This window comes from Streptomyces sp. NPDC096132, assembly GCF_044763345.1.
Lineage (GTDB): Bacteria > Actinomycetota > Actinomycetes > Streptomycetales > Streptomycetaceae > Streptomyces.
This window is the reverse complement of record NZ_JBIWGA010000028.1, coordinates 82,535-97,767: the sequence shown is the minus strand read 5'-3', so window position 1 is coordinate 97,767 and position 15,233 is coordinate 82,535. Positions and strand designations below refer to the sequence as shown.

Below are 15,233 nucleotides of genomic sequence, written 5' to 3'. Positions count from 1 at the left end.
TGTACCTCCAAGGGGGGCGTGGCCGGGCGGGACGGTGCCGCACCCGGCTCCACGACCGTAGGAATCCGGCACCGGTCACCGCCAGCGTTCCGGGTCGGCCAATGGAACGATGCACCTCTGACCTCGGCTGTCATCCAGCTGTCATCGGAATGTCTCGGAGCCTTGACAGGCGTGGAAGCCGAGCTCACGATCCCGATATGAGGATCACCGACGAGAGGGTCGGCACCACCGTGCTCGGCCGGGCCTTCACGCTCCTGGACGTCCTACGCGAGGAGGCTCCCGGGCTCGGCCTGGCCGAGCTGGCCAGGCGCGCCCGGCTGCCCAAGGCGACCGCGTTCCGGTTGGCCACCCAGCTCGTCGAACTGAAGATCCTCGAGCGCAACGGACTGGAGTACCGGCTCGGCCAGAAGCTCTTCGAGCTCGGCGCCGGCACCCGAAGCCAGGCCCTGCGCGCGGTGGCCACCCCGTATCTGGAGGATCTCTACGAAGCCGTGCACGAGACCGTCCACCTGGCGGTCCTCAACGGCACGGAGGTGCTGTACCTGGACAAGATCTCCGGACGCCGCCGCCCCACGGCCTCCACCGAGGTCGGTGACCGCAAGCCGCTGCACTGCACGGCCCTGGGCAAGGCCATGCTCGCGTTCTCGAGCACGGAACTGCTCGCCTCGGTGGTCGAGCAGGGGCTGGAGCGTCGCACGCGCCACACCATCGCGGTCCCGGGCCTCCTGCACCAGCAGCTGGTCCGGGTGCGCGAGAGCGGGGTCGCCTATGACCGAGAGGAGTACGACCTCGGCGTCACCTGTGTCGCCAGCCCCCTGCTGGACCGTCACGGCCGCGGGCGCGGCGCCATCTCGGTCACCGGTCCGACCAGCCGCTTCCAGCCCGAGCGGGTCGCCGCGGCGGTACGCACGACAGCCCTGGGCATCAACCGCCAGTGGGTCGGGTCGACAGGACACCAGGAGAGCGGCGGTCGGTGAGGGGTACGACACCGAAAGGTGTGGGTCGGGCCCCTCAAGGCCCGACCCACACCCGTTGCAGGCCTGTTTACGCCGAGAAGTCGATGACGTAGTCGGGCTTCATCAGCTCACGGTCGAGCGGGCCCTTCATCAGCACGCTCTCGAGCACGAAGCCACCGAGGTCCGGCGCGGTGTCGAGGTAGGCGAACTCGACGCCGCCTCCGTAGAGCACCGCGCCCATGGCCAGCGGGACGCCGGCGTCGATCAGCCACTGCTGGTCGTCGTGCCAGGCCTTCTCGTCGTCGGTCATGTGCAGCATCAGGTGGTGCACGCCGGAACCGAAGCGGTCGCCGAACTCCCGGTTGTAGTGGCTCGGACCGAGCGTCGGCTGGATGATCTCGAACCCGAAGTCGCTGATCTGGGCGCGGGCCGTGAAGTACTCGTGGTCGACCGACTCGCCCCGGTAGTGCGGCTGTTCAAGCCGGTTCTTCTCGGTGCGCCAGTCGCGCATCTTCCAGGCGGGGACACCGAGGAGCCGGTCGTAGTGGGGCAGGGCGGCCATCACGTCCTGGACGACGATCCCGAGGTGGTTGACCCCGCTGATCCCCAGCGGCTCCCTGCCCTCGGGCCGGGTGTAGCTGCCGGAGTGGTCCCAGAGTTCGGTGACCTCGAGCGCGCCGTCCCCGGCCAGCGGCACCTGGATCTCCACCAGGTAGCCGCCGAGCGTGGACCGGGTGTCGACGAAGTGCCGTTCGAGACGGTCGTCGAGGGTCAGCGAGCCGGCCAGGGACAGCCCCTCCGCCTCCAGCCGGGCACGCAGCCGACTGAACTCCTCGCGGTCACGCACCGCCAGGGTCAGGTGGCTCACGCCCTGTCCGCGGACGAAGCGGAACTCCTGGAACGGGCTCTCTCCCGTCAGAGGCTGCACCAGCTCGAAGGTCACCGGGATGAGCGGGTTGCCCATCAGCGAAGTGCCCTCACCCGGCGGCACGGAGGTCCCGGTCGCCGTGCGGAATGTGGGGGTGGTGGGCCGCCCGTGCGCCGTCGCCGAGGTGACGCGCTCCTGCCCGAAGTCACGTACCTCCCACTTGTCGATGCCGAACAGCTCGGCGTAGCGCCTCGTCGCCGCCTCGAGGTCGCGGACGACCACGCCCATCGAGTAGAGGCGGTCGACCGGTATCAGTCCGGACATGGATGGATCCTCCTTGACGTCCGGACGGGATCGCCGTCTGCACGGGACCCGTCCTGGTGCGGGGCAGCCGCGGTGCGCGGAGTCCCCTCCTGGCCACGGGACCGCCGACGGTGTGCGGGGGCCCGTCCCAGGACGGGCCCCCGCGTGCGCCGCGGGGATCCGTCCTGTGTGGTGTGCCGTCCTCCGGACGGCGGTGTCAGTCGGGCCAGGCGACCGTGTCGGACCAGGCCTCGGGATCGGCGGGAAGCCAGCGGTCGTAGAGGTGGACGAACGACTGCCGGCGGTAGAACTCCACCCCGTTGTCCCCCTGCCCGCGCTCGTGCTGGACGGGCCGTGCGCCGCCGCCTCCCGCTCCGCCGGCCTCACGCACCCGTGTCCGCAGCCGCCAGTGCGCGTCGTACCTGGCCTGGTCGTCCCAGAGCTCCAGGAGCAGTCCGTCCTGGTCGAACTCGACACCGGCGAAGACCTCGAACTGCAGGCAGCCCGGTTCGCGGCGGGTCTCCAGCAGAGCGTCGACCCCGCCGGGCCACGGCTCCTCGGGGGTCGGGCGGGTGCTGGTCTGGATGACCACACGTACCGGCCCCCGGGCCGGCCACGCCACCCGCCAGGCCTCGTCGGCCCGGCCGGTCGGAAGCCAGTTGCCGGAGGCGCGGTCCGTGTAGCCGTGCCGGTAGAACTCGGACACCGAGCCGTCCCCGGCCACGCCTTCGGGCGGACCGGAGGACAGGCCGGGCGGCAGCGTGCCCTCGGTGAGCAGCTCGCCCCAGGCCCGGCCGAACGCAGTGTCGTCGGACCAGAGTTCGACCAGCGCCAACCGCTCCGGGTCGTCGAGCGAGCGGTAGACCTCCGCCTCCAGGCACCCCTTGCTGTCGCGCAGTCCGGCCGCGTGCGCCGACCATGCCGCCTGTGCGGCGGGTTCGACCACACGCTGGTGGACCACGCGCAGGCTCATGCCGGCCTCACGATCGCCGGCGACATCAGGAATTCTCCTTGAGGAGGATGGCGTCGGCCGGGCAGAGCCGCACGGCGTCCTTGACCGAGGGCAGCAACGACTCCGCGGGGGACTCCTGGAGCACCACGGCGATGCCGTCGTCGTTGACCTCGAACACCTCGGGGGAAGCGGCCTCGCACAGCCCGTGTCCCGCACACAGCCATTCGTCGACGGAGACCTTCATGTCCGTCACTCTCCCTTCAGAAGAAGATCGCCAGGTTGGACGACTCCAGCACCGGGGAGGGGTAGAAGATCTTCCGCTCCTCCAGCTTCCAGGGGTCCTCGCCGATGTTGATGGTGTCCTCGCGCCGGAACACCCAGCGGTCGGACTCGTTGGCGAACCGGCTCCGCTCGACGCTCGCGACCGACCGGACGACGGCCCGGCCGTCGACGACCGACGCGATCTCGATGTTGCTGACGGAGTGCACCGTCCGCCCGGCGGGGTTGTCGGTCCACGACATCCGGTGGCGCGTCTTGGACACCCGCATCGCCAGGGCCTCGTAGTCCTCGTCGAGGAAGGAGACGCCCCGCTCCAGCGTGGCGAACTCGAGGTCCCGCTCGGTCGCCTTGCGGACGAACCGGGTCGGCATCCAGTAGCGGATGTCCGGCGACATCCACTCCAGCCACTCCTCGAACCGGGCGTCGTCCAGCAGCCACGCCTCGCGGTACAGGCAGGCGGTCACCCGCCGGTACAGCGCAGGGTCGTCCACGACTCCGTCGGGCGTCCCGACCGAGCCGGGGTCGAGGACCAGGTCACTCTTGCTCGTCGCCATGTCAGGGAGTCCTCATCATGTCGTGCCAGCGCTCCAGCAGCGCGCGCTGTCCGTAGTCGTTGAAGCCGCCGTCCATCCGGTCCGGGACGCCCGGCTCCGAGATCACCTTCTCCCGCCCGAAGCCCATCTGGTAGTTGAAGGGCAGCCGCGAGGCGACCACGCCCCGGGTGGCGGCGGTGGCCTGCTCCCAGTTCTCGCCGTCGTCCTCCTCGAAGAAGCCTCCGGGACCGAAGTGGGAGTCGGTGTGCCGGCGCACCCAGTCCTTGACGTCCTGGGGGGCGGCCTTGTCGACCAGGGGGAGCAGCCACACCTCGGACCGGCCCGGCCCGCGCGGGTGGAAGATGTGGATGGTCTGGGCGCTGGAGTGGAATCCGGCGTTGGGGAAGATGTTGGCGTTGTAGCGCCGGATCGTCGTGCCGCGGAAGTCGCCGAGATGCTGCCTGGTGAGCTCCCGGTTCTCGCGCAGGTACCGTGCCAGCGGCGTCTCGTCCGGCGGGACGGGGGCGCCGCCCTCGGGCTCGGGTCGGCGGTCGCTCCAGTTCACCCCGTGTCCGAAGGAGCTGGTCATGGTGCCGCCCGGGTCGAGCTCCTCGTCGGTGGTGTGCTTGGGGTCGTTCTTGCCGGTCGCGATCGCCCGGTGGCCGATGTCGACGGCCGAGCGGTGGGTCGTACCGCCGTGGTAGAGGTCGCCACCGGAGTTCTCCGCGCCGAACTTCCAGTTCGTCTTGATGTTCCAGCGCAGGAAACCGCCGGCGACCTCGACGCCGCCGGGCCGCGGGTCGAGACTCATGTCGAGGAGCCAGGTGAAGTCACCCAGGTACTCCTCCAACGGCGGAAGGCTCGTGTCGAACGTGGCGAAGATCAGCCCCTTGTAGAGCGCCACCCTGGCCCGGTGCAGACCCCACTTCGACTTGTCGAGGTCGTTCTCGTAGACCTTCTCGAACTGCGGGGCGCCGACGAAGTTCCCGTCGATGTCGTACGTCCAGCCGTGGTACTGGCACATGAAGGCGCGGGTGGTGCCCAGCTCGGCACGGCAGACTTTGTTGCCGCGGTGACGGCAGGTGTTGAGCATGACACGGATCTCGCCCTCCCGGTTGCGGGTGACGATCACCGACTCCTCGCCCATGTAGGACTCGATGAAGTCCCCGGGGCGGGGAATCTGGGTGTCGTGGCCGACCACCAGCCACGACCGGGCGAAGATGAGCTCCTGCTCCATCCGGTAGATGTCGGGATCGCTGTAGATCCGGCGGTCGACCATCCCCTCGGCCAGCAGCTTGGCGGAGTGACCCACCAACTCCTGTGGCCCCGATGTCAGTGCGGTCATGGGTTCAGTGCTCCTCGCGTCGAAGCCCGGATACCGGGCAGGTCGGGAAGGGTACGGCTCGGGAGGGAGACGGACCGGGAAGCGGCGGATCCTCCGGATCCCCGACTCTCCGATCGTGCGACCCGGGCGCCCCTGACAAAAGCGAATCGGATCGGTGAATGGAAAGGCATCCTCCGAACGAGGCCGGGCGCCGTTCGCCGGAAGGCGACCGACCGTGGCCTCAGTGCGGCAGGAAGTCCGCCAGGATGCGGTTGAACGTCTCCGGGTCCTCCCACTGCGGCCAGTGTCCGCAGTCGTCCATCACCTGGAACTCGCACTCCGGCAGGTAGGCGGCGGCCCGCTCGGCGGTGGCCGCGGTGTTGGAGGGGTTGTGGGAGCTCCACAGCATCAGGGTGCGGTGCGTGACCTGCTTCAGCACGTCCGGGGTGAAGTCCAGACCGTCCTTGCGCTCGGGGTTCTTGCCGAGCATCTTCCCCGACTCCTTCATGGACGCGACCGCGTCGGTGCGCTGGTACATGCGCCACCGGATGTCGACGAGTTCCTCGCTGAGGTCCCGGTCCGGCTTGTGGAAGAGCCACTCCATGCGCCGGCGCGTGTTCTCCCGCGTGGGGTCCTTCACGAACTGGTCGGTCAGCCGGCGCAGTTCGTCGCGGCCGGCGTCGGTCCACTTCTGCGACTCCGGGTCCGTCTCGACCTTCAGCCGTGCCCCACAGATGGACACCAGGTTGTCGACCCGCTCGGGCTGGCGCAGCGCCAGCCACATCGCGATCCAGCCGCCCAGGGACTCCCCGCCGAAGTGCGCCTTCTTCACACCGGCGGCGTCCATGAAGGCGGTCATGTGGGAGAGATACGCGTCCAGGTCGGCCGGTCCCTCCGGCTTGTCGGTGAGCCCGGAGCCGAGCAGGTCCACCGCCAGAACCCGGAAGTGCTCGGAGAGCGGGACGACGTTGCGCGCGAAGGCCTCCGCGTGGCCCCCGACCCCGTGGAGCAGGATCAGCGGCGGCCCGTCACCGGCCTCGATGCACCGGGTTCGGATGCCTCCCGCGTCGTACCACCGGACCTCCGAGCCGAGAAGGTCGGCCCATACCGTGCTCCTGGGGGTCGCTGGGGTTGCTGCGCTCACTGGCTGCTCCTCGTCGTCCGTGACGTTCACCAGAACGATGCGGCCCGGGGCAGCACAACGCCCAGCGATCCGGTTCGCTGAACGGATCGCCGGGCGGTGGCGGAGATCAGGAAGTGAACTCCTTCATGATCTCTTCGGCGCAGCTGACCTGGCCGAACCAGTCGGCGATCGCACGCAGCGCTCCGTCGTGCAGCTCCTGGGAGTCGGCGCTGCAGCAGTCCTCGACGACCAGGACCCGCAGGTCACGGTCGCTGGCCGCACGCGCCGTCGACTCCACGACCCGCTGCGTCGACATGCCGGTGAGAATGATCGTGTCGACATCCAGCGACCTGAGGATGAGGTCGAGGTCGGTTCCGTAGAACGAACTGCTACGACGACGAGTCAGCAGCACGTCCCCCTCTTTCGGAGCCAGCTCGTCGATGACGGCGCAGCCCGGCGTACCCTCCACCAGCAGGCCGTGTTCCTTGATCGGGGCCGCCAGCCGCGGGATCACGTCGACGTAGTCGGGCCGGTAGCCCACACAGGAGTAGATGACGGGCATGCCCTGTTCCCGTGCCCAGGCGATGAACTTCCCGATCTCGCCGACCACACGGTCGGCCTCCTCGGGCCGCTGGTGAAAGCGCGCGATGTCGTTCTGCATGTCACACACCATCACGACTGCGTTGCCCATGAATTCGCTCCTTGTCTCCTGGTGGATCGACGTCGGGTCGCGGACGGACGGGGCGGGCGCCGGGAATGCCGCCACCACGACCGGGCCATGGACGGTCCGGGTGATGCCGGGTCCGACCGGCATACCCCACAGGCCTCGGACATGGGGCGGCACTCGCCGTGGACGGCTGTCCACGGCCGGTGCCGTCCGCGCGGGCGCGTACCGGGTTGTCCTCGCGGGCCGGGCCCCGGCGGCGGAGACGCGTCCCCCGCGGCCGGAGTGACGCGGTCGGGTGTTCCCTCTGGTCCCCATCCAGCGTCCGGTCCTTGTCGAACCCGACATCTGCGGCTCCCGGAGGCAGGGCGTGTGACCCACCTCATGGAGGTGCGGTCAGGGTAGGGCCGTGACGCCCACCCGCCCAACCCTGCATTCCGCTCACCGGTACGCGATATGTGTAGCGCCTGGCGATGCCCGGGTCCGCCGAGCGCCCTTCTCCGCCGCCGGCGCCGGTGTCCGCCGACGGACGGGGCGGGCGTTGCCGTCGATGCCTGTGTGCGCCCGTGATCTCGCGGGTCCGGGCGTCGCGGGCGTCGGCGGGATTGACCTCGCTGTCCGGAACCGGCTTGCCGTCCCTGCCCGGCCTCGTCCGCTCCAGGGCTCCACGGCAGAGCGCCGACGGTCGGACCACGGGCGCTGTTCTGAGCGTCGGGGCGCCCCTCGCGAACCCCTCGCTCAGGCCCCGTAGACCGGAGCCGGAGCCGGGGCGTCGGCGAGTAGTTCGCGGACCGCCGATCCGACCTCGTCGGGAGCCCAGCGGCGGTCGCGTGTCCGCTGCGGGCCGTGCTGCCAGCCGTCGGCGAGGCCAAGCACCCCGCCCTCGGCCTCGAACACCCGGCCGGTCACGTCGCCGGAGTCCGTGGAGGCCAGCCACACCACGAGCGGTGAGATGTTGCCCGGGTGCATGGTGTCGAAGCCGGACTCCGGTATCCGCATCCTGTCGGTGAAGGCCTCGACCGCCTCCGTCATCGGCGTGCGGGCGGACGGGGCGATCGCGTTCACGGTGACGCCGTAACGGGCGAGTTCGGCGGCGGCGATCACCGTGAGGGCGGCGATGCCGGCTTTCGCGGCACCGTAGTTGCCCTGGCCGACGCTGCCCATCAGCCCGGCGCCCGAACTCGTGTTGACGATCCGGGCGTCTACCGGGTCCCCTTGCTTGCTCCGCTCCCGCCAGTACGCGGCGGCGTGGCGCAGCGGCGCGGCATGCCCCTTGAGGTCGACCTTCAGCACCAGGTCCCACTCCGCCTCGGTCATGGAGACCAGCATCCGGTCACGGTTGAGACCCGCGTTGTTGACGAGCGCGTGCAGCGTGCCGAACTCCGCCACCGCCCGGCCGACCAGCCGCTCCGCGTAGTCCCAGTCGCTCACGTCCCCCAGGTCGGCGACAGCCGTCCCACCGGCAGCGGCGATCTCCTCGGCCACGGCCTTCGCGGTCTCGCCCAGGTCGTTCACGACGACCCGCGCGCCCTCGGCGGCCAACGCCAGGGCGTGCTCCCGGCCCAGCCCCTGACCGGCGCCGGTCACGACAACGACCCGGTCCCGGCAGATCCCGTCGTCGTTCGCGCCTCCGCTCACGGTCCGCTTCTGGACCCCGCTCACCATCCCGCCCTCCGCCTCCCTGTCGTTCCCACTCACAGTTCCGCTCCTTCGCAGATGCCCTCGGCCGCTCCGGTGAGTCCGAGCCGCCGCGCGATGAACTCCCGGTGCTCCGCCGGGCCACCCCAGTCCGCGGCGAGCGCCCAGGCCCGCTTGGTGTACAGGTGGAGGTCGTACTCAGTGGTGTAGCCCATGGCGCCGTGGCACTGGATCGCCGTACGGGCCACCGCACGCGCCGCGTCCGAGGCGAGGACCTTCGCCATCGCCGTTCGCACCGCTGTCTCGGGGTCCCCGGCCGCCTGAGCCCAGCCCGCCGCGAGGACCGCCGGGCGGGCGAACCGCACGGCGAGCTCCGCATCGGCCAGGGCGTGTTTCACCGCCTGGAACGAGCCGACCGGCACGCCGAACTGGTGGCGCTGCCCGACATAGCTCACCGTCAGATCGAGCATGCGCCGGCTGAGCCCGACGAGGAGGGCGGAGGTCGCCAGCACCCCGCGCCACCGTGCGGCGGCCAGCGCGTCCGCCCCCTCGGCGAGCGGCAGCCCCACGCCGGCCGGGGCGGTGACCCGGGCGAGCGCGCGGGAGCCGTCCAACGAGCCGACCGGCTCGATGCGCACCTCGTCCTGCCGGTACAGCAGCAGCCGGTCCTCGCTCGCTACGGCGATCAGGTCGGCATGCGCTGCGAAGGGCACCGGGGCCCCGGGCAGGAGCGAGACCGTCAGCGTCGCCGATCCCGCGAGCACGTCGGGGAGTTGACGCGCTCCGGCGGCGGCGAGCAGCGGAGCGCCGACCGCGACACTCTCCGCCGCGGGCACCGGCAGGCCGCTGTGGCCCAGGGCCTCCATGAGCGGGGGCAGTGCGTTTTCGTCGAGCCCGAGACCGTCCGCGCTCTCCGGCACCAGCGCGGCGGTGACACCGACCCCGGCGAGGGTGCGCCACACGGCATCGACCTCCTCGGCACGGCCGCCGGGCCAGCCGGCCCTGATCCGGTCGGGACCGGCCAGCTTGGCCAGCACCTTGCCGGCGGCCTCGGCGAGGGCCGTGTCCTGTTCGGCCACTGCGAAGCGCATGGTGCGCTGTCACCTCCTCGGCAGGCCGAGCAGCCGCTCGGCGACGATGTTGCGCTGGATCTCGTTGGTGCCGGCGTAGATGGGGCCCGCCAGGGAGAACAGGAAACCGCGGCTCCAGGGGCCGTCGACCTCGGCCTCGGGCCCGAGCAGGTCGATGGCGGTCTCGTGCAGGGCGATGTCGAGCCGGGACCAGAACAGTTTGTTCAGGCTGGACTCCGCGCCGATCTGCCGTCCCTCGACCATGGACGTGACCTGGTCCAGGGTGAACAACTCGTAGGCCTGCGCCTCGATCCACGACTGCACCACCCGGTCCCGGTGTGCCCCGGGCCCGCTCGGCGTGCCGCGGGCCAGGTCGAGCAGCCGGTCGGCGGCGTGCAGGAAGCGGCCGGGGGAGCGCAGGGTCAGACCGCGCTCGGAGCCGGTCGTCGCCATGGCCACCCGCCATCCTTCCCCGACCGCGCCCAGCACGTCGGCGTCGGGGACGAACACGCCGTCGAGGAACACCTCCGCGAACCCCTCGTCGCCGTCGAGGCGTTCGAAGCCGCGGACGGTGACACCGGGGGCGTCCAGGGGGACCAGGAAGTAGGTCAGCCCGCGGTGGCGCTCGGCGTCAGGGTCGGTGCGGAAGAGACCGAAGAGGTGGGTGCAGAAGGCGCCGCGGGTGGTCCACGTCTTCTGGCCGGTCAGCCGCCAGCCGCCAGACTGCTCGTCACGGACCGCCCGGCTGCGGGTCGCGGCCAGGTCGCTGCCCGCGCCGGGCTCGGACCAGCCCTGCGCCCACAGGTCCTGGGCGGCCGCCATCCTCGGCAGGATGCGCTGCTGCTGCTCCTCGGTGCCGAACGCGAAGACGGTGGGCGCCAGCAGGAAGATGCCGTTCTGGGTCACCCGGGAGGGCGCCCCGGCCCGGTAGTACTCGTCCTCGAAGATCAGCCACTGCCACAGGGAGGCGTCCCGGCCGCCGTATTCCTCGGGCCAGGAGACCACCGACCAGCGGGCCTCGAACAGGGCGCGTTCCCACTCCAGATGGGCGGCGAAGCCTTCCCGGGTGTCACCCGACGGCAGCGGCCCGTCCGGCACGTTCGCCGCGAGCCACTCCCGGGCCTCGGCCCGAAAGGCCCGCTCCTCGTCGCTCCAGGTGAGGTCCATCGGTCACCTCTCCTGGTCCGTGGCGCGGCCGAAGGTGTCGCGGACCTCGGCGGCGACGCCCGACAGGTTGACCTCGAAGGTGAAGCCCTGCTCGTAGCGGTAGCTGCGCTTGACGTCCCACAGGTCGATGCCGTTGAAGGCCTCCTTGGCGGCGCGGATCACCGCCGTGTTCTTCCCGGCGATCTCGGCGGCGACCTCCAAGGCCCGCTCGCGCAGCCGGGCGCCGGGCACGACGTCGAGCACCGAGCCGAAAGCGTGCAGTTCGGCGGCGGACGCGGTCGCGCAGGTGTACATCATGGCCCTGGCCTTGTGCTGCGGGACGAGCCGGGACAGGTGCGTGGCGGCCCCCAGCGCGCCGCGGTCCACCTCGGGCAGCCCGAAGTACGCGTCCTCGGCCGCGACGATCACGTCCGAGTTGCCGACCAGGCCGATCCCGCCGCCCACACAGAAGCCCTGGACCGCGGTGACCACGGGCACCGCGCAGTCGTAGACCGCGGCGAACGCGGCGAAGCAGCCGCGGTTCACGCCGATGATCGCGGTGTGGCCGGTGTCGGCCTGGAGTTCCTTGATGTCCACGCCGGCGTTGAAGCCGCGGCCCTCGGCCCGCAGCAGCACGACCCGTACGTCCGGGTCGCGGCCGAGCTGCTCGACGGTCTCGGCCAGCTGGAACCAGCCCGCCACCGGCAGGGCGTTGACGGGCGGGCAGTCGACGACGACCTCGGCGATACCGTGCTCGTCGATCGTGGTCCGGATGATGTCAGTGACCATGGGGACTCCGTGGGGTGTCGGGGCGCCCGGGGAGGGCCGCTGGGATGGGGGCTGGAGGGAAGGCGGGAGGGTCGGGTGGCTTGCGAGCGCCGGGGCGTGCGGGAGGGCGCGAGGTGTCGAGGCTGCCGGTCCGTGGCGGTGAGCGAGGGGCCGGGGCGGCCGGGAGGGGGAGCGGGCCGCGGTGGCCGGGACGGCGAGAGGGGCCGGGCCGGGAACGTCGGGCCACCCAAGCGCCTGGGCGCCAGGGATGACCGGGGCGGCGGCCGGGGACAAGGGCGGGCCGGGGCGGTGGCCGGAGGAAGGCCGGCGAGCCGTCACCCCCGCGCTCCCGGCGCGGTCAGGCGCCTCAGTACGGCGTCGGCTTCCGCGACGATTCCCTCGATGAGCTCCTTGCAGCCGGGCAGGTCCTCGATCACGCCCGCGATCTGGCCGGAGGCGAGTGTGCCGAGGTCTGTCCGGCCGTCGACCATGCTGGCCCGCAGCATCATCGGCGTGTTCGCCGCCATCATGACCTGGGACCACCCCAGGTCATGATGGCGGCGCATGGCCAGGCCTTCGCGGACCATGTCGGACCACGACGTGCCGGATGTCCTGCGGAAGGCGACGGCGTGCCGCAGGGAACGGACGAGACGCGCCGGCGCTCGTTCCTTCAGGAGTCGTTCCACCGGTTCGGTGCGCAGCACCCGCTGGGGTATGGCGTCGAGAACCGCAGTGACGACGGTGTCGGTGACCCCGCGTCTGAGGTACTCGGCCTTGACCGAGTCGCGCACCGTGCTGTCGCTGGTCAGCAGGAAGCGGGTGCCCATCGCGATACCGACGGCGCCCTGTGCGAGCGCGGCCACCAGGCCGCGGCCGTCACGGAAACCGCCGGCCGCGATGACCGGGATGTCGACGGCGTCCACGACCTGCGGGACCAGGATCGAGGTGGGTACGCCACCGGTGTGCCCGCCCCCCTCGGCACCCTGGACGACTACCGCGTCGACGCCCCATGCCTGCACCTTCTCGGCGTGGCGGCGGGCGCCGATGGACGGGATGACCACCAGCCCGGAGTCCTTGAGTGTGCGGATGACGCGTTCGTTGGGTGCGAGCGCGAAGGACGCGATCCGCACGCCTTCGCGCACCAGTAGGTCCCCGCGCTCCAGCACGTCCGGCGCGTCGCCGCGCATGTTCACGCCGAACGGGGCGTCGGTGCGTTCCCGTACGGCGCGGATCGCGTCCCGTGTCTGTTCCAGGGTCAGTGTCGCGCTCGCCAGAATGCCGAGCCCGCCGGCCGCCGCGGTCGCGGCGGTGAGCTCGGGGCCAGAGACGTACCCCATCCCGGTCTGCACGATCGGGTAGCGGACGCCGACCAGGTCGCACAGCGGGGTGCGCAGGGCGGGGTGAACGGGATCGACGGGGTCGGTCATGCCGGTTCTCCTTCTCGCGCCGCTCGCCCGGACCGGGGCGGTCTCGGCAGGCCGGAGGGAATCCTGGGGCCCGTTGTGTGTCAGCAACGTCCTTCGGAACGCAGGGAGTTCGCGCTTTGCCGGACTGTCGGGCCCGGCATCGGAAGACTCCCCCCTCGGGATCGTGCGGATACGCACTTTACCAAGCGCTTGATTGGTTGCGTAGGCCTTCGCGCAGGTCGGGCGTTGAGGTGGGGCGGGACGAGCACCGGCTCGGCGTCTCCGTCCGCCCTGGCGAGCGCCGGCGTCGTCGGCGCCGCCCCGGCCGACGCCGGATGTGGCCGGACGGGGGGCCCGGCTCACCGCCGGTGGCTCTCAGGGGGCAGAGGTGGCGTGGGGGACGATCTCCTTCTGCTCTGGCACGGCGTCCTCGGAGACGGCCGGACGGACACCGGTGAACCGCTCGATATCGGCCTGCAGGTCACCGGCGACGCGCACTGCCCCCAGCGAGTCGTCCCCGCTGACCACGAGGGGCGCTGAACGCCGCGCTCTACGGCACAGACCAGGCCTCCTTCGTCTACACCACATCGCCGTCGTTCCTCGTTCCGCCCGGTGACGAGCCGTTGTTCCGCGTGTACTTCACCGAGGTGGCCGCGCTCGCCGAACGGAGGGTGGTCTGACATGGATCCGGCGGAGCCGCGGGTCTTCCGGCAGGAGCGTGTGCACAACCAGGTCGACCGCGGGATCCTCGAGGCCTTCCGCCGCAGTAACGTCGACGGGCCGTACCCGTTGGACTGGGTGACGGTGCGTGCCGAGGCGCGCCGAGGCGGTGTGACCCGGCTGTACTTCGGCATCGCCGAGGACCTGGGCGAGCCGATCCACGGGAGCGAGCCAGGCGCCGCACCAGTGTTCTTCCGGCACGAGATCCCGACCGCCGACGAGCCCCTCTACCGCGCCTCCTTCGCCGAACTCGCCCATCTGGCCCACCGTCCGATCGCCTCGTAGGAGCGGAGCCGGGCTACCGACGGCCAGGGCCTCGACGCCGGTTGTCCCGAACACCGTTGTCCCGGGTCCGGTTGTCTCGACGGAGGCTGTCCCGAATGCAGGCTGTCCCGGCTCCGGTTTTCCCGGACACCGGCTCCCGCGTCCCGGCCGCACGCGGAACACGGCGGCTCGGCTCGCCGAAGCAGCGCCCGGGTGGGCGGACGACTGGTTCCGGGTCGGCGGCTCAGCTGACCGGCTCGGCTAACCGGCCCGCCCGAAACGAACCCGCCCGCCTGTGAGTACGGCGTCCCTCTCCCGGGCCACCTCGAAGGCCGCTCCGTCCCCCTCGGCGTCCCGCCAGGCGGCGACATCGAGGGTGTCCCCGGGCAGGACGGGCGACGCGAACCGCCCGTCCACCTCGGTCAGGTCGGCGGGATGGGCGCCGAGGACATCGGCGAGCCGCAGAACGGTGCCCGCCAGGGTGCACAGGCCGTGCAGGATCGGGCGCGGCTGTCCGATGGCCGCCGCGGCAGCCGGATCGACATGGATCAGGTGCCGGTCGCCGGTGAGACGGTACAGCGCCGCCTGTGCCGGGAAGGTGTGCTGCCGCGTGCGGTGGCTGGGGTCGCCGTCGTGCGCGGGTGGCCGGCCCGGCCCCCGTTCGCCGCCGAACCCGCCCCGGCCCGGGGCGAAGACGGACCAGACCGCGTGGAAGTACGCGCTGTCCACCGCCACTTCGAAGACGGCCGCACCGCCCTTGTCCCACACGTCGGTCACGGCGGCCGAGCACGTGACCTCCCCGGTCGGGGGCAACTCCTTGTGGACCATCAGCCGTTGCGCCCCGTGCAGGGCGGTGGCGTCGCCGAACGCCCCTTGTCCGGCCAGGACGTCCGGGGCCCACTGGGCCAGGGAAAGCGCGAAGGTGGGCAGCACCCGCAGCCCGCGCTCGAACACCAGGTCAAGGTCCTCGACGGGCCGGGCGCCCACGGCAAGCGCGTAGAGGATCGCGTCCCGCTCGTCGTAGGAGACCGTCCTGGTGCCGAGGTCACGTCCACACCAATCGCCGGCCGATTCGAGTCGTCCTTCTCCCGGGCCGGTCACATCACCCATCGGGTAGTCCATCGCATCGCCCATCCCGTTGACCAATCAAGCGCTCGCTTGGTGTGCGGAGGGTAAGGAAAGGGCCCGGGAGGAGTCAACGGCGCCGTGGCGTGGCCCT

Annotated in this window: 16 protein-coding genes; 2 read left to right on the top strand and 14 right to left on the bottom strand. The window is 71.3% G+C overall.

The genetic code is table 11. From position 1 onward, the window contains the following. The first annotated feature begins 197 nt into the window (after positions 1 to 197). Positions 198 to 977 carry an IclR family transcriptional regulator gene (locus ACIRF9_RS42745; RefSeq protein ID WP_403834097.1) on the top strand — a complete coding sequence of 260 codons (780 nt, stop codon included), beginning with the start codon at positions 198 to 200 and terminating at the stop codon, positions 975 to 977. A gap of 67 nt (positions 978 to 1,044) precedes the next feature. Here ACIRF9_RS42745 and ACIRF9_RS42740 read toward each other — a convergent pair whose 3' ends face one another. The 13 genes from ACIRF9_RS42740 to ACIRF9_RS42680 all read right to left on the bottom strand — a co-directional run bounded on the left by ACIRF9_RS42740 (position 1,045) and on the right by ACIRF9_RS42680 (position 13,558). Beyond that, complete coding sequence (locus ACIRF9_RS42740; RefSeq protein WP_403834094.1) at positions 1,045 to 2,148, bottom strand: VOC family protein; 1,104 nt, start codon at positions 2,146 to 2,148, stop codon at positions 1,045 to 1,047. 196 nt (positions 2,149 to 2,344) lie between these two features. Continuing rightward, positions 2,345 to 3,100 carry a putative quinol monooxygenase gene (locus ACIRF9_RS42735; protein ID WP_403834091.1) on the bottom strand — a complete coding sequence of 252 codons (756 nt, stop codon included), beginning with the start codon at positions 3,098 to 3,100 and terminating at the stop codon, positions 2,345 to 2,347. A gap of 25 nt (positions 3,101 to 3,125) precedes the next feature. Next, positions 3,126 to 3,323, bottom strand: a complete 198-nt coding sequence (locus ACIRF9_RS42730) for a ferredoxin (RefSeq protein WP_383708472.1) — start codon at positions 3,321 to 3,323, stop codon at positions 3,126 to 3,128. Positions 3,324 to 3,339: 16 nt separating this feature from the next. Next, on the bottom strand, positions 3,340 to 3,912 hold the full coding sequence (locus ACIRF9_RS42725) for an aromatic-ring-hydroxylating dioxygenase subunit beta (protein ID WP_403834089.1): 573 nt from the start codon (positions 3,910 to 3,912) through the stop codon (positions 3,340 to 3,342). Position 3,913: 1 nt separating this feature from the next. Then, entirely contained in the window at positions 3,914 to 5,236 is a 1,323-nt protein-coding gene (locus ACIRF9_RS42720; protein WP_403834087.1) for an aromatic ring-hydroxylating dioxygenase subunit alpha, read from the bottom strand. A gap of 220 nt (positions 5,237 to 5,456) precedes the next feature. Next, positions 5,457 to 6,359 carry an alpha/beta fold hydrolase gene (locus ACIRF9_RS42715; RefSeq protein ID WP_403834085.1) on the bottom strand — a complete coding sequence of 301 codons (903 nt, stop codon included), beginning with the start codon at positions 6,357 to 6,359 and terminating at the stop codon, positions 5,457 to 5,459. Between the two features lie 106 nt (positions 6,360 to 6,465). After that, on the bottom strand, positions 6,466 to 7,029 hold the full coding sequence (locus ACIRF9_RS42710) for a cysteine hydrolase family protein (RefSeq protein WP_403834083.1): 564 nt from the start codon (positions 7,027 to 7,029) through the stop codon (positions 6,466 to 6,468). A gap of 711 nt (positions 7,030 to 7,740) precedes the next feature. Then, entirely contained in the window at positions 7,741 to 8,667 is a 927-nt protein-coding gene (locus ACIRF9_RS42705) for an SDR family oxidoreductase (RefSeq protein WP_403834147.1), read from the bottom strand. A gap of 29 nt (positions 8,668 to 8,696) precedes the next feature. Beyond that, the gene (locus tag ACIRF9_RS42700) at positions 8,697 to 9,731 is read right to left on the bottom strand and encodes an acyl-CoA dehydrogenase family protein (protein WP_403834080.1); all 1,035 of its coding nucleotides are present in this window, start codon (positions 9,729 to 9,731) and stop codon (positions 8,697 to 8,699) included. A gap of 9 nt (positions 9,732 to 9,740) precedes the next feature. Next, the gene (locus ACIRF9_RS42695; RefSeq protein WP_403834078.1) at positions 9,741 to 10,877 is read right to left on the bottom strand and encodes an acyl-CoA dehydrogenase family protein; all 1,137 of its coding nucleotides are present in this window, start codon (positions 10,875 to 10,877) and stop codon (positions 9,741 to 9,743) included. 3 nt (positions 10,878 to 10,880) lie between these two features. Then, a complete protein-coding gene (locus ACIRF9_RS42690) occupies positions 10,881 to 11,645 on the bottom strand; it encodes an enoyl-CoA hydratase family protein (RefSeq protein ID WP_403834076.1) in 765 nt (254 codons plus the stop codon). Positions 11,646 to 11,959: 314 nt separating this feature from the next. Further along, positions 11,960 to 13,051: an NAD(P)H-dependent flavin oxidoreductase gene (locus tag ACIRF9_RS42685; protein ID WP_403834073.1), complete on the bottom strand. Its 1,092-nt coding sequence runs from the start codon at positions 13,049 to 13,051 to the stop codon at positions 11,960 to 11,962. Between the two features lie 354 nt (positions 13,052 to 13,405). Then, positions 13,406 to 13,558, bottom strand: coding sequence for a hypothetical protein (locus ACIRF9_RS42680; RefSeq protein ID WP_403834070.1), 153 nt, complete (start codon positions 13,556 to 13,558; stop codon positions 13,406 to 13,408). Between the two features lie 153 nt (positions 13,559 to 13,711). Here ACIRF9_RS42680 and ACIRF9_RS42675 point away from each other — a divergent pair, with 153 nt between their 5' ends. After that, entirely contained in the window at positions 13,712 to 14,035 is a 324-nt protein-coding gene (locus ACIRF9_RS42675) for a hypothetical protein (protein WP_403834067.1), read from the top strand. A gap of 240 nt (positions 14,036 to 14,275) precedes the next feature. Here ACIRF9_RS42675 and ACIRF9_RS42670 read toward each other — a convergent pair whose 3' ends face one another. Next, a complete protein-coding gene (locus ACIRF9_RS42670) occupies positions 14,276 to 15,124 on the bottom strand; it encodes a MaoC/PaaZ C-terminal domain-containing protein (protein ID WP_403834064.1) in 849 nt (282 codons plus the stop codon). Positions 15,125 to 15,233: the final 109 nt, after the last annotated feature.